Consider the following 12,702-nt stretch of genomic DNA (forward strand, 5'->3'; position numbering starts at 1 on the left):
GATGTTCCAGAGCATTCTCGTCGCCGTCGATCCGAGCCCCGCTCGCGACTCGGCGGTCCGCATGGCCGGTGAGCTGGCCGGCCTGACGAACGCCCGCGTCCATGTCCTGCACGTCGTCGCGTCCCAGGTCGCGTGGGACACCGTCGTACGTCTGGAGGACGACACCGAAGGCCAGGAGATACTCGACGAGTCTCTGGCCGTTCTGCGGGACATGGGCGTCAAGGCCGACGGCTCCCTCGTCCGCGGCATGACCAACGACGTCCCCGCCCTCATAGCCGCGGCCGCCGAGACCAACGCGGCCGACCTGCTGGTGCTCAGCCCGCATCACCGCGGGACGATCCCGGCCCTGTTCAACCCCCGGGTCAGTGACGCGGTCGCCCACACCAGCAAGATCGCCGTCCTGCTCGCCCCGGACAAGGCGGCCTAGAGCAGGCCAGGAGGACCGCATGCCCCGGCCCGGCACCGCGCACCGCGGCGCCGGGCCGGGCGGCATCCGGGACCGGAGCCACCGCTGCCGGGCGTCCTCCAGGTAGTGCGGTACGGCGGCGACGCGCCGGTCGAGTCGCGGCCACCGACCAGCGGCGCACCGAGATCGCCGCTCCCCGTCTGGTGGGTACGGCACCCGGTCAGGTCCGCGCGATGATGCGCCAGGAGGCGGCGGTGATCAGCGGGGCGGCACTCGGGGCGGACCTGGCGCCGTCGGCCGTTCCGCCGGCACTGCCGGGGCAGGGCTTCCTCGGCCGCCCCCGGTCGGCTGCCATCGGTATACCGAGAGGCTGTCCGAGATCGGGGCCTGGACCTCGGTCGGCTCGGTCGCGGACAGCTATGACGATGCGATGGCCGAGGCCCTGAACGTACCTTCAAGGCCGAACTGATCGAGATGAAGGGCCCGCTTGGAGGGACGTCGACCAGGTCGAGCGGGCGATCTTCCAGTGGGTCACCTGGTACAATGAAGAACGCCTCCGCTCCGCCCTCGGCTACGTACCGCCCCGCCGAGTACGAACGCGACTCCTGGCGGCGCCAAAAGCAAACCCCGCAGTCCGCCTGAAACGAGATCGCCGGACTCTGCGAAACTCGGGGGCAGCTCACGTCCGCGGCCGTGAGCCACCCTGCGCGCCGCCACCAGCCCGCTCACTCTCAACGAGGCAGAAAACCAGGCTCACCGCCCTCTCATGCCGCGCCGTGCTACTCCTGACGTGCGGCATCAGTCGCCTGAAGAATGGCTGCGAGCATCTCATCGCGGTGCGGCGGGTTGTTTCGCGACCACACCGGACTCCTCCAGCTGGCGGCAATACCGAAGTTGCGGTGTTTGCCGTCCTGTGTGGTGACACGGATCGACGAAGACCGGATGGCGGTCGCAGATGCGATGGCCGGTAGCGGCACGGTTCGCGCCTTGTTCAACCATCCCATGGCCAAGTCGATCAGTTCGCCACTGCCTGTCGGCCCGGCCACGTCGGCGAGTCGGGAGAGCAATTGGCCAAGGAGGCGGGTGTCCAACGGGCCGTGGTAGAGCCGCCGGTTGGTAAGTACGAGTATCCCGCCGATCAGAGCAAGTTCCGTACCGGGTACGAGAACGGCCCCTGTCTTCACGCACAGCACTTCTTCGCCGTTCTCCGGCGGCAACTTCACCCACAGCCCCATGGCTCCCCCCGTCATCGCTGCTGTCCCCGCGGCGATGCCGTCAAGATAGCCTTCACAGGCCACTGTGCGAAACATGCCCAGGCTGGCCGGATGCCGCCCTGCCACACGTTCAATGACGGCAAAGACGATGCCAGCCGTCATGCCGAGGCCGGTGACCGGCGCAGACAGCCTTTAGTACCGTCACCCCGTAGAGCAGAAGAACAGGTTTCAGCAGGCCGGTGCCGAGCGAGTCCACGGCCACGGCCACGGCATAGCGTGGGTCACCGGAGGCACGGACGAGCACGCGGGGTTGAACTCTGGTGGTGGTTGCCATGGGATCAGCGGTGCCGGGAGCCGCCGTCGACATGGACCGTCTCGCCCGTCACCCATCCCGTGCCCAGGAGCCACAGGGCGGCGTCGGTCACGTCCTCGAGCGTCCCGACCCTGCCTGCGAGGGAGGCCGCGGCGGCACTGTCGTACAAGGCACGGCGACGCTCGTTCGGAAGTCGGTCCCAGGTACCAGAGTCGGTGATACCGGGCGCGATGGCGTTGACGCGCAACGGTGCGAGTTCGACGGCCAGGTGGGTGACCAGCGCGGCCAGCGCAGCATTTGCAACACCTTTGACGACGGTGCCGGGCTTGGGTCGCCAGCCCACAATGCCGGAGAAGAACAGGAACGAGCCGTCGGCAGGCATCTGTGGGGCGAAGTGCTTGGCCAGCAGCAGCGGACCGACGACCTTGGCGGAGAACGCGGCCTGGATCTTGTCATGCTCAAGGTCGGGCACCGGCACGTCATGGTGAGCCGACGCGGTGGAGATCACGTGGTCGAAGGCGCCGAGCGATTCTGCGGCCCGTGCGATGGTGGTCTCGTCGGTGACGTCGATCTGGACCTCGGGGCCGGATCGTGTGCCGACGACGACGTCGGCGCCAGCTTGTCCGGCGCGCCGGACGATCTCAGCGCCGATACCACGGGCACCGCCGACGACCAGGATCCTCTTGCCTGTCAGGTTCTCGCTCATGAGCGTGACAGTATACATTCGCTACCGGTATCTTCAACGCTACTGGGAGGACCACCATGGGCAAGGCGTACAACGTCATGGCGGCGACGTGCCCGAGTCGCACCGTGCTGCACCGCATCGGGGCGCGTTGGACGGTGTTCGCCGTCAATGCTCTGGAAGACGGACCGATGCGGTTCACCGAGCTGAAAGCACACATTCGCGGAATCACCCCCAAGGCCCTCACCGAGACACTGCGCGCCATGGAAGCTGACGGTCTGCTCGCCCGTACCGACCTGGGGGGCAATCCGCCGCACGTCGAATACGCACTGACCGATCTCGGCCGTTCCCTGCTGGTCCCGTTGCGTGCCGTACGGCAGTGGGCCGAGACGCACGTTCCGGACATCCTCGCTGCTCGCGAACGAGCCGGCGTCGAAGAGGCCTCAGGCGGACGACGCCTCCCTAAGACGCCATCTCATCTGGCGAGTCGGCCGTAGCAGATGAGAGTGAGACCTTTCCAACCTGCTTCTGCAGTCGGGCAGTTGGGCTGACAATGTGGTGAAGCCCCCGGTAGATGGGTTTTCGACCAAGAGAACCGTGTCCACCAGAGGCTTCACGTGCTTGTCCACCCGTCTGGGCTGGACGTGTCTACTGGCGGGCCCTGGCCCGCCGCCTCGGCCGCCGCGAGTCTCCTCGTACCAGTCCGGGGCGTTCTTCTTGAACTTGCGGTGTGGCGGTGTCACCACCCGGCCGCCTGTCCGGGCGCCCAGTCCTGGTAGCCGGCATCGGCGAGGATCTCGGCTGTCCGCCCGTCGGCCAGGAGCCCGCCCAGTCCCGACTGGCGGGCATGGGTGATGTCCGCGCAGCTTGCGGGACGTGCTGGGCTGCATCACAGCATGCGACCTTCGCCGCCCGTGACCACCATGGTTTGACGGCGTTCTGCTGGTTCTTGCCGGATGAACTGGTCGCGGTCCTTGCGTCCGGCGGCGGGCCGCCGAACCCGGATCTCGGTGCCGTCGACGATGCCGGTCCTCCCGCTCGAGCCGAGATATTCGACGACCTCGGCCAGCGAGCGCAGCCAGACATCAGGGCTGACGGTGCAGCCGCGCTCGGCGAGCAGGGGCCGCACTGCGTTGATGGCCTGGATGATGGTGGAGCGGTTCACGCCGAACCAGCAGGCCGGCACGTCATGGGTGACCCCGTGACGAAGATGGACGAGCGTGGCCAGGAGCCGGTCGGCGAACACCAGACGGTGCTTCGCACCGGCGCCCACGGACCGCTTGCGCGGTCGCGCGGCAAGTCTCGCCTGGTGACGCTCCTGCCACAACGGGCCGATCTCACTGACCAGTTCAGCAATCACTTCTGCTGTCAGGTCCGTGATCCGCCGGTTGCTGATGATCAGCGCACGCGTTGAGTTCCCCACCGCTTCTACCTGAAGAGTCGACACGTGAAACTTCAATGATTTCTACGTCGCTCCCAGGTGTTCCGGCGTCACCGTGTCGCTCCGGCCGAGGCGGCTGCTCGGCACTCCTCGACCCCCGTCCTGGGGGCACCTCACCCTGAGGTCGTCCCCATATCGGACGTATCTGATTTTTTCTGCCTTCTTAGGGTCGATTCAGGCGGTTCTCATGATCGCGGGGCACTCTCTTTTCTGTGACCGAGAGCTTTCACGGAGGCGAGGATGTCGGCGACGCCACTCGACCCATCGAGCGTCAGCGGTGCGGGCTCGGCGTGAGGCTCCGCTTCGGCTTCCAGAGCCGGGCGGGCGCCCTGCCGGGCGAGATGCGTAAGGAGTACGACATGAGCAACCAGGTTCTGCACGTCGGCCCCGCCGGAGTCCTCCTGGTCCCGGAGGCGTACGAGAACGACGCACCGGCGAGGCGAGTCCCGGAGGTGTCGGTTCCGCACCTGATGGGCTTGCGCACCAGTGCGGCGCGCCCCCACCGCCGCAAGGTGCCGCTGTGCCGTCTCGCCCCGGCGCTGGGCTGAGCCGGGACTGCCGCCCCGGCCGCGGACGCTCTGGGTCCGGTGTGGATTGCGGACCTCTACGACCGGAGTCCAGGGGAGCCGGTCGCCGTCGACGGCGACGGAGACCTGCTCCTACTCGGGCTACTAGGTCTGCAGCCGCTCGGCGTACAGGTTCTTGACCATGTGGGGGGGCGCGGCGCCGGACAGCACCCGCAGCGGCGACTGTTCGACGTCGGCGCCCTTCAGCAGCGCCGCGGAGGCGGCCGTCGGGTCGCCCCCTTCGAGACGTGGTAGAGGCTCAGGGACGGGAAGGCGAGAACGCCGCCGCCCCGGCGACCGGATCGAGCGGTCGACGGAGCGGGACGCGTGGCTGACCTCGCGTCGGCGGGCCTGCACCCGCCGGCTCGACGTGCTCTGGGAGACGCCGGTGGAGCATGAACCGTGGCCGCTGGCCGCTGCCACCATGGAGGTGCTGGAGGAGACGCTGATTGCCTCCGCCGGGCTGCCTGCTCCTTCTGGAGGGCCTGTGGTGCACTTCTCGGAAGGAGTCAGGGATGTGCGGCTGGGAGCCTCGCGACTCTGTGCGCCCACGGCCGCTTCTGCCTGAGCCGGAGCCGCAGCGCGGGACCGTCGTAGGGGGACTTTGGTGGTGAGCCGGGTTTGCAGGTCGGCCGCACGGGGCCCGCTGCTGCGCTTCGAGGGCTGGATCGCGGGCCTGGGCACGTGCTCCGGAACGCGTGTCGTGCTCGGCCACTGGCAGCAGTCGCCGTTCGGCCCGTTCAGCGACGTGATGCTGGAGCGGGCCGAGGGTGAGCGGCTGCTGCTGGCCCCCACACGGGAGACCGCGGAGTTCATCGGCGGAACGTACGTCTTCGACACCGTTCGGGTCGTCCCCGTGCGGGTCGGGGTCATGGACGGTACCTGGACGGTCACCGCGGGCCCGCTCGAACTGCGGTTCGTCACGGGCAGACGCGGGCTCCTGGGCCTTTTGCTGCGGGTCGTGCCCGGCGCGCTCGCCCGCCGTCCGGCGTGGAGTGCGCTCATGGACTGGCCGGCCCGCATGCTGCTGCCCGGCGTGCGAACCCGGGGAAGCGCCGGTGCGGGCCGCCGCGAATGGTACGGCGCACGGGATCTGCAGCCGATCCGCGCGGTCTCGGCGTTCTTCGCCGGCGCCGACCTCGGTTCCGCGGCCCCCGTCGAACCGCCCGTCCGCTTCGGCTTCGGGTCGGTGCCCAGGAAACCCTCGCTCACCCGGGTCACGACGACGGTGGCGCTCGGACCGGAGGGAGGGATCGCAGAAGGATCGAGGAGCCGGGGCGGAATGTGACTGCCGGTCCTGAGCTCGGGGACGGCCGGCTCGACGGTGCCGGCCCGGGTGTGCCACTCGCGTGGGCGACAGCCCTTGCGATGGTTGACCTTCTCTCCTCTCTGACCTCGCTGATCTGCCCGTATCCGGCATTGCAGAGGGCGCCGGGCTTCGCGGAGATGAGCGCGTCGGCGAACGTCCTGACCATCGCGCGCAGCAGATCGGGACTCGCCGAGGCGAGGTTCTCTTCGGTGGGGGCGTGCAGGGGCTCACTGTCTGGAGCGGTCAATCGTGCTGATCTCCTTCGAGCTTCGACACCTCGAGGATCAGCCGGTGGCCGTTCCTGCGCTCCGGGCACTCAGAGGCCCGGCCCGGCACGCGGATACGGTGGGCGCCTGTACAGCACTTCTCAGGACGCGACCCGAGGCGCTGGGGACACTCGGGTGGGACCGTGAATCGTTCGGTGCCACGCCCGATCACGGATGTGGCCGAGCACTGGAGTGCGCGGCTGCCCGGCGGGGACGGGAAGGGGCGTCCGTGCCGGTCACCCCGTCCGTACGAGTGCCTTCCGGGCCAGGGCCACCGCTCCCGCGAGGCCGTCCGGCACGGGCACCGGGTGCAGACCTCGAGGGGCGAGCCGGCGTTTCAAGGGGCCGAGCAGCACTCCGCCGGGACCGAGCAGGCCCCCGGTGGTCACGAGGATGTCCTCGGGGCCGGGTGAGAGCGAGTCCAGCGTCGCGACCAGCCGCTTTGCCGCGCCCGACAGCAGTCGCTGCGCTACCCGGTCGTCGTTCTCGGCCGCCCGCGCCACCAGCGGTGCGAGGGAGGCCAGTTCGAGGACGGGCCGCTCGTGAACCGCCAGCACGAGCCGGTCGCGCACCTCCTGTGCGGCGGCCGGCGTCGCGGGCGGCTTCGCGGCGGTCTCGCCGAGGTAGTGCGCGCGGACGGCCGCGGTCAGGAGGGTCGGCCTGCCGCGCCCGTCGAGGGCGGCGAGCGCGCTTCGTACCGCTCTGCGCCCGAGCCAGAACCCGCTGCCGCTGTCGCCGAGCAGCCAGCCGTTGCCGTCGGCGGTGGCGAGGGTGATCCCGCCGGCGAGCCGGGCCGCCACGGCGCCGGTGCCCCCGATCAGGATCAGACCGTCGCTGGGGGTGCCGGGCGCACCGGCGAAAGCGATCTCGGCGTCGCTGGAGACGGTGGTGATGTCGGGCCGGATTCCCAGGTCCGTGAGGGCCGTGCGCAGCGCCGAGGTCGCGTTCGCGGCACCCGCGTCGCCGGGCAGCGCGGAACACCCTGCGAGCCCGGCGGCCACCGTCCGTACGGCGGGCCGCAGCGGGGGCGGCGCCGCGGCGGCGACCGCCTCGCGGAGGTGCGCGGTCAGGACGTCGATCGGAACGGAGAGGGCGTTGCCCGGTCCCGACACGCCGGTGTGCAGGGGCGGCCCGCCGTCCGCGGCCGCCCATGCCACCGCGGCGCGCGTGCGGGTGCCGCCCGCGTCGATGCCGATGGCGACGGGCCGCGCCGCCGTGTCCGCCGCCCGCTCGTCCCCGCTTGTCGGCACGACGTTTCCCTCCCCGGGTACTCGCCGGATGACGTCCGCACAGGAGCGCGCCTCGCCCGTCCTGGCCGATGTTCCCCGATCTTCTGCCCCCGCGCGGTGCTGTTCTGGCGGTGCTATTCGTGTTTGTAGGGGCGGACGGCCTCGCTCGTGGCGGCCATCGCCTCCGTGCTCTGGTCGTAGGTGCGCTGAGCTATGGCGATGTAGAGCAGGTCGAGGACCGCCATCTGCGCATGCCTGCTCAGCACGGTGTGGTGGCCGGGACCGTCGTCCGGCACGGTCGTCGCGAGCACGAGGTCCACGCGGCGTGCCAGCGGTGAGTCGAGGTCCCCGACGACGGCGACGGTCGTGGCGCCGCGCGATGCGGCCTCCGCCGCCAGGTCCGTCACCTCCCGCGTGCGGCCGCTGTGGGACAGCGCGAGGAGCACGTCGTCCGGCCCGAGGAGCGCGGCCCCGGTGAGTGCCACCTGCGTGTCGCTCCACGACCAGGCAGGAACTCCGATCCGGTAGACGCGCTGCTGGAACTCGGCTCCCATGCTCCCGCTGCCGCCCGCCCCGCAGATCTCCACCCGGCGGGCCCGCGCGATCGCGGAGGCCGCCTGCTCCACGGCGTCCAGGTCGATGGCGGCCAGGGTCGCGCCCACCGCGTGCCGCACCCCGGCGGAGATCGCGGAGGCGACCAGGCTGATGTCGTCCTTCTCCGAGATGTCCCGGCCGATGTTGGCCTGCCAGGTCTCCTGCTCGGACCGGCCGGTGTCGGACGCGAGCGCGAGCCGAAGCGCCGAGTAGCCGGGCAGCGCGAGCGTGCGGCAGAAGCGGGTGATGCTCCCGGTGGACACCCCGCACGCGTCCGCCAGGTCGAGGATGGTCATCCGTGCGGCAGCCGCCGGGTCGTCGAGGATCAACGCGGCCGTCGTGCGCTGCGCTTCAGGCAAGTCCGGGAGCAGTTCGCGGATCCGGCCGACGATGCCGCCGTCGACGGCCCCAGCGGTGGTGTGCATGGCTCTGCCTCTCCCAACCTCACCTCGACAGTGAAGAATTATTCTTCGCCCTGTCTAACGGGGCACCCAATTATGGCTCCGCTCCATTGACTTGTCCCTCCCTTTGCGCGCAAAGTCATGCGGCGAAGAACAAAACTTCTTCATCTGATCCCAAGGAGCGGGTGTGCCAGACAGTCAAGAGTTCCTTGCCGCGGCCAAGGACGTCGTCGACCAAGTGGTCACCACACACACGGACGCCGTGCTCGCGGCGGCCGGTCTGATCGCGACCGCGCTCAACGGCGACGGTGTGGTGCAGGCGTTCGGAACCGGGCATTCGGAGTCGCTGGCCACCGAGGTCGCCGGCCGCGCCGGCGGCCTCGTCCCCACCAACAAGATCGCGATCAGGGACCTCGTACTGTACGGCGGCGCGCCCGCAGACACGCTCAGCGACCCCCTGCTGGAGCGGGACCCCGTGATCGCGCACCGACTGTACGAGCTCGCCGCCCCGCACGCCGAAGACGTGTTCGTGATCGCCTCCAACTCCGGCATCAACGGCTGCATCGTCGAGATGGCCCAACTGGTCAAGGAACACGGCCACGCCCTGATCGCCGTCACCAGCCTCGAGCACACCTCCCGCGCCACCCCGCGCCATCCCTCGGGCAAGCGCCTCAGCGACTTCGCGGACGTCGTCCTAGACAACGGCGCGCCCTTCGGCGACGCGCTGCTGCCGCTGCCCTCCGGCGGCTCCGTGTGCGCCGTCTCCACGATCACCGCGGCCTACCTGGCCCAGATGGTCAACGCCGAGGTGGTGCGGCTGCTGATCGAGGCGGGAGTCACCCCACCGGTGTACCTCTCGGCCAACGTGCCCGGCGGCGACGAGCACAACAAGATCCTCGAAGACCGCTACGCGGGCCGGATCCGCCGCGGCGCCTGACCACGAGACGGGCACCGCCCGCCGAGACAGTTCTGTCAAGTCCGCTCATTCCGCCTGTCATGGGAGCGTGCACATGAACAGCCGAGACGTCACAGGCCGACCGCGCCCGCCGGCGCGCAGACCACGGCTGAACCGCCTCGCACGGCCCGTCACCGCGGTCCTCGCGAGCGGTGGCCTGCTCGCCCTCGCCCTCGCCCTCGCGGGCGGCGCCGCCGCACAACCCATGGCCCCGACCTCCCCCGCCACCGCGGCGGCGCCCCCCGCGCTGATCCCCTCCCTGCACAACTGGACACCGGGCGGGGGAACCCTGCGCCTCGACGCGCGGACGAGGATCGACACCGACGCCGCAGGCGAGCCCACCGCGCGGCAATTGGCCGACGAACTGCGCGACACCCTCGGCCGCCCGGTCCCCGTCGTCCACGGCGCGCCCCGACCCGGCGACATCGTGCTGCGCACCGACGGCACGCGCGGCGACCTCGGCTCCGAGGGCTACACCCTCCGGATCGGCGACCAGGTGCGCATCACCGGCCGCACCGGCGCCGGCGTCTTCTACGGCACGCGCACCCTGCTGCAGATGCTCGCCGAGAACCCGGCCCTGCCCGAGGGCGCGACGACCGACGTGCCGTCCTCGGGCGAGCGCGCTGTCGGTGTGTGCGCCTGCTACACGTACAACACCGATGCCTGGCTGACGCGCCTGATCAAGGACATGGCGTACCTCAAGCTCAACACGCTCCACCTCGAACTCAAGGTGAAGAGCAGCGAGTTCCCCGAGATCAACACGTTCTCGTACTACACGCCGCAGGAGGTGCGGCGTATCGTCGCCACCGCGGCCCGCTACCACATCACGGTCGTCCCGGAGATCAACTCGCCCGGGCACATGGACCCCTACCTCACGCCGTACCCGGACCTCCAGCTCAAGGACACGAGCGGGAAGCCGGACCCGTCGCGGCTCGACATCACCGACCCCGACGCGTTCACCTTCTTCACACACCTCGTGGACACGGACCTGAAACTGTTCCCCGGGCCGTACTTCCACATGGGCGCGGACGAGTACATGATCCGCTCGGCCTACTCGAACTACCCGCAGTTGCAGGCGTACGCGCGCAGCAAGTTCGGCCCCGGCGCGACCCCGCAGGACGCCTACGTCGACTTCGTGAACCGCGTCGACGCCTACGTCCGGTCCAAGGGCCGCACCCTGCGCATCTGGAACGACGGCCTGACCGGTGAGAACACCATCCCGCTCGACAAGGACATCGTCGTCGAGCACTGGCTGCCGGAGAACGAGACCTCGCAGCAACTCCTTGACGCCGGCTACCGGGTGATGAACGCCACCGACGCCATGTACTACGTGCGCGGCAGCTACAAGCCGGACGCGAAGAAGCTGTACGACACCGACTGGTCGCCCGTCGACTTCGCCGACGGCACCGTCACCGGCCACCTGGAGAACCTCAGCGGAGCCGAGTACAACATCTGGCCCGACAACTACGGCAAGGAGACCGAGAACCAGACGCAGCAGGGCGTGTTCCCCTCACTGAGGGTCTTCGCGCAGGCCGTCTGGGGAGGCCCCAGGCCCGCCCCGGACTATGCGTCCTTCAGCGGGCTCGCCGACACGCTCGGACACGCCCCCGGTTACGGCCCCGCATGGGTGCAGCCTCTGAAGGCCGGAACGTACCGGCTGCGCGCCAATGGCGGCGCGCTGGGGGAGGGCCCCTCACCGGCCGGACCCGGCACGCCCCTCATGGCCAAGGACGAAACGGCGGCCACCACGTGGGAGCTGCGGCCCACCGACGACGGCTACTACCAACTCGTCGCCCAGGACAGCGGACTGTGCGCCGACGTCTCGCGCGGCACCGCCAACAACATGAAGGTGGTCGAGCAGGCGGGCGCGGCGGCGACCGGGGAGACCTGCACCACCGCCACTTCCCAGAAGTGGCAGCTCGAACCCGTTCCCGGCGGCTACCGCGTGGTGGACGCCATCACCCAGCAGACCCTGGTCGCCGGCACGGACGGCTCCGTCGTCCAACAGCCGCGCGACGTGGCACGGCACGACGTATGGAGCATCACCCCGATCACCCAGGCCCCCGCGCACTCCGCAAGTGACTCGTGATCAACCGCAGGAGACTGCTACTCCTCGGCCTCCGGTGGGAGGACCTCGACCTCAACACAGGCACCACCTCCATCCGCCACTCGCTCCAGCGCACCCGCACCGGTGGCCTCACGCATCTGCCCACCAAGACCCGGGCGCGGACACGTCCTCCAGCGCGTTGTCGGCTCAGGGGCGGCGGTCCGGCACATTGTCGTGGACCCGCTTGGGATCGGTGACCGCAACGGGCTCCAGAATCTCCTCGATGCGGGCCATGAGGGCGCGCTCCAGTACGACACCTGAGGCCTTGGCGTTTTCCTCGACCTGTGCCGGCCGCGATGCGCCGATGATGGCCGCCGAGACGTTGGTGTTCTGCAGCACCCACGCGACGGCCAGTTGCGCGAGGGACAGTCCGGCCTCGGCGGCCAGCGGCTTGAGGTGCTGAACGGCCTCCAGCACCTCGTTGCGCATCCACCGCGCGATCATGTCGGCTCCGCCCTTGTCATCGGTGGCTCGCGAGCCCTGCGGAGGCCGGCGACCGGGTTCGTACTTGCCGGTCAACACACCCTGCGCGATCGGCGAATAGACCACCTGGCCCATGCCCAGCTCCTCGCACGTGGGCACGACCTCGCCCTCGATGATCCGCCACAGCGCGTTGTACTGCGGCTGGTTGGACACCAGAGGGATGCGCAGTTCCCGTGCCAGGGCGTGAGCGCGCCGGATCTGCTCAGCTGGCCACTCGGAGACGCCGATGTAGTGGGCCTTGCCGGAGTGGACGATGTCGGCGAATGCCTCCATCGTCTCCTCCAGCGGCGTGGCCACGTCGTAGCGGTGTGCCTGGTATAGGTCCACGTAGTCGGTCTGCAGGCGTCGCAGCGATCCCTCGATCGACTCCATGAGGTGCTTGCGGGACAGGCCCCGATCGTTGCGGCCCGGTCCGGTCGGCCAGTACACCTTGGTGAGGATCTCCAGGCCCTCGCGGCGCTCGCCCTTCAGCGCGTCGCCCAGGACCGATTCGGCGCGTGTTGCTGCGTAGGCGTCGGCTGTGTCGAAGGTGGTGATGCCCACCTCCAGTGCCGCTCGCACGCACGCGGTGGCCGCTTCCGCTTCCACTTGCGAGCCGTGGGTCAGCCAGTTGCCGTAGGCGATCTCGCTGATGACCAGGCCACTGCGGCCGAGGTGACGGTACTCCATGCAAGCAGTCCTTTCGTGATTGTCCGGCACCGTCGGCACGGTCCGGTGCGATATCCCTCAGTGACAG

General features: G+C 69.7%; 13 protein-coding genes and 4 pseudogenes. 9 read left to right on the forward strand and 8 right to left on the reverse strand.

Annotated features, from left to right (window positions below; translation table 11 throughout):
- The first annotated feature begins 1 nt into the window (after position 1).
- Positions 2-427, forward strand: coding sequence for a universal stress protein (locus ACWDUZ_RS18665; RefSeq protein ID WP_451632885.1), 426 nt, complete (start codon positions 2-4; stop codon positions 425-427).
- Positions 428-900: 473 nt separating this feature from the next.
- Positions 901-1,377, forward strand: a pseudogene (locus ACWDUZ_RS18670) (integrase core domain-containing protein); the annotation flags it as partial.
- Between the two features lie 375 nt (positions 1,378-1,752).
- Here the strand turns inward: ACWDUZ_RS18670 and ACWDUZ_RS18675 are convergent.
- Both ACWDUZ_RS18675 and ACWDUZ_RS18680 read right to left on the reverse strand, forming a co-directional pair.
- Positions 1,753-1,954 (reverse strand): annotated as a pseudogene (locus tag ACWDUZ_RS18675) (MFS transporter); the annotation flags it as partial.
- Positions 1,955-1,958: 4 nt separating this feature from the next.
- Entirely contained in the window at positions 1,959-2,639 is a 681-nt protein-coding gene (locus tag ACWDUZ_RS18680; protein WP_451632886.1) for an SDR family oxidoreductase, read from the reverse strand.
- 56 nt (positions 2,640-2,695) lie between these two features.
- Here ACWDUZ_RS18680 and ACWDUZ_RS18685 point away from each other — a divergent pair, with 56 nt between their 5' ends.
- Positions 2,696-3,112 carry a winged helix-turn-helix transcriptional regulator gene (locus ACWDUZ_RS18685; protein WP_451632887.1) on the forward strand — a complete coding sequence of 139 codons (417 nt, stop codon included), beginning with the start codon at positions 2,696-2,698 and terminating at the stop codon, positions 3,110-3,112.
- Between the two features lie 392 nt (positions 3,113-3,504).
- Here ACWDUZ_RS18685 and ACWDUZ_RS18690 read toward each other — a convergent pair whose 3' ends face one another.
- Positions 3,505-4,062 carry a helix-turn-helix domain-containing protein gene (locus ACWDUZ_RS18690; RefSeq protein ID WP_451632888.1) on the reverse strand — a complete coding sequence of 186 codons (558 nt, stop codon included), beginning with the start codon at positions 4,060-4,062 and terminating at the stop codon, positions 3,505-3,507.
- A 206-nt stretch (positions 4,063-4,268) separates the two neighbouring features.
- Here ACWDUZ_RS18690 and ACWDUZ_RS18695 point away from each other — a divergent pair, with 206 nt between their 5' ends.
- The gene (locus ACWDUZ_RS18695; protein WP_451632889.1) at positions 4,269-4,604 is read left to right on the forward strand and encodes a hypothetical protein; all 336 of its coding nucleotides are present in this window, start codon (positions 4,269-4,271) and stop codon (positions 4,602-4,604) included.
- A 123-nt stretch (positions 4,605-4,727) separates the two neighbouring features.
- Here the strand turns inward: ACWDUZ_RS18695 and ACWDUZ_RS18700 are convergent, their stop codons facing one another.
- On the reverse strand, positions 4,728-5,048 hold the full coding sequence (locus ACWDUZ_RS18700; RefSeq protein WP_451632948.1) for a hypothetical protein: 321 nt from the start codon (positions 5,046-5,048) through the stop codon (positions 4,728-4,730).
- On the opposite strand from ACWDUZ_RS18700, the gene ACWDUZ_RS18705 reads away from it, so the two are divergent.
- Positions 4,954-5,190 (forward strand): DUF2071 domain-containing protein, encoded by a 237-nt coding sequence (locus tag ACWDUZ_RS18705; RefSeq protein ID WP_451632944.1) that lies wholly within the window; start codon positions 4,954-4,956, stop codon positions 5,188-5,190. The two genes, ACWDUZ_RS18700 and ACWDUZ_RS18705, sit on opposite strands and share 95 nt — an antisense overlap.
- Before the next feature lie 42 nt (positions 5,191-5,232).
- Positions 5,233-5,910, forward strand: a complete 678-nt coding sequence (locus ACWDUZ_RS18710; protein WP_451632890.1) for a hypothetical protein — start codon at positions 5,233-5,235, stop codon at positions 5,908-5,910.
- Here ACWDUZ_RS18710 and ACWDUZ_RS18715 read toward each other — a convergent pair.
- The 3 genes and pseudogenes from ACWDUZ_RS18715 to ACWDUZ_RS18725 form a co-directional block, all read right to left on the reverse strand.
- Positions 5,886-6,178: pseudogene (locus ACWDUZ_RS18715) on the reverse strand (transposase); the annotation flags it as partial. The gene ACWDUZ_RS18710 and the pseudogene ACWDUZ_RS18715 overlap by 25 nt on opposite strands.
- A gap of 255 nt (positions 6,179-6,433) precedes the next feature.
- On the reverse strand, positions 6,434-7,447 hold the full coding sequence (locus ACWDUZ_RS18720) for an N-acetylglucosamine kinase (RefSeq protein ID WP_451632891.1): 1,014 nt from the start codon (positions 7,445-7,447) through the stop codon (positions 6,434-6,436).
- A gap of 113 nt (positions 7,448-7,560) precedes the next feature.
- A complete protein-coding gene (locus ACWDUZ_RS18725) occupies positions 7,561-8,445 on the reverse strand; it encodes a MurR/RpiR family transcriptional regulator (RefSeq protein ID WP_451632892.1) in 885 nt (294 codons plus the stop codon).
- A 163-nt stretch (positions 8,446-8,608) separates the two neighbouring features.
- Between ACWDUZ_RS18725 and ACWDUZ_RS18730 the strand changes: the two genes are divergently transcribed.
- The 3 genes and pseudogenes from ACWDUZ_RS18730 to ACWDUZ_RS18740 form a co-directional block, all read left to right on the forward strand.
- Positions 8,609-9,358: a sugar isomerase domain-containing protein gene (locus tag ACWDUZ_RS18730; RefSeq protein ID WP_451632893.1), complete on the forward strand. Its 750-nt coding sequence runs from the start codon at positions 8,609-8,611 to the stop codon at positions 9,356-9,358.
- A 73-nt stretch (positions 9,359-9,431) separates the two neighbouring features.
- Positions 9,432-11,465, forward strand: coding sequence for a family 20 glycosylhydrolase (locus tag ACWDUZ_RS18735; protein ID WP_451632894.1), 2,034 nt, complete (start codon positions 9,432-9,434; stop codon positions 11,463-11,465).
- Positions 11,466-11,485: 20 nt separating this feature from the next.
- Positions 11,486-11,611: pseudogene (locus ACWDUZ_RS18740) on the forward strand (site-specific integrase); the annotation flags it as partial.
- A 19-nt stretch (positions 11,612-11,630) separates the two neighbouring features.
- Here ACWDUZ_RS18740 and ACWDUZ_RS18745 read toward each other — a convergent pair.
- Complete coding sequence (locus ACWDUZ_RS18745) at positions 11,631-12,635, reverse strand: aldo/keto reductase family protein (protein WP_451632895.1); 1,005 nt, start codon at positions 12,633-12,635, stop codon at positions 11,631-11,633.
- Positions 12,636-12,702 lie beyond the last annotated feature (67 nt).

It is taken from the genome of Streptomyces sp. NPDC003393 (assembly GCF_053589015.1).

Bases quoted from the DNA above. Each gene is read 5' to 3' on its own strand.
- ACWDUZ_RS18665 (WP_451632885.1), top strand. From the start codon at position 2: ATGTTCCAGAGCATTCTCGTCGCCGTCGATCCGAGCCCCGCTCGCGAC.
- ACWDUZ_RS18680 (WP_451632886.1), bottom strand. From the start codon at position 2,639: ATGAGCGAGAACCTGACAGGCAAGAGGATCCTGGTCGTCGGCGGTGCC.
- ACWDUZ_RS18685 (WP_451632887.1), top strand. From the start codon at position 2,696: ATGGGCAAGGCGTACAACGTCATGGCGGCGACGTGCCCGAGTCGCACC.
- ACWDUZ_RS18700 (WP_451632948.1), bottom strand. From the start codon at position 5,048: ATGGTGGCAGCGGCCAGCGGCCACGGTTCATGCTCCACCGGCGTCTCC.
- ACWDUZ_RS18725 (WP_451632892.1), bottom strand. From the start codon at position 8,445: ATGCACACCACCGCTGGGGCCGTCGACGGCGGCATCGTCGGCCGGATC.
- ACWDUZ_RS18735 (WP_451632894.1), top strand. From the start codon at position 9,432: ATGAACAGCCGAGACGTCACAGGCCGACCGCGCCCGCCGGCGCGCAGA.
- ACWDUZ_RS18745 (WP_451632895.1), bottom strand. From the start codon at position 12,635: ATGGAGTACCGTCACCTCGGCCGCAGTGGCCTGGTCATCAGCGAGATC.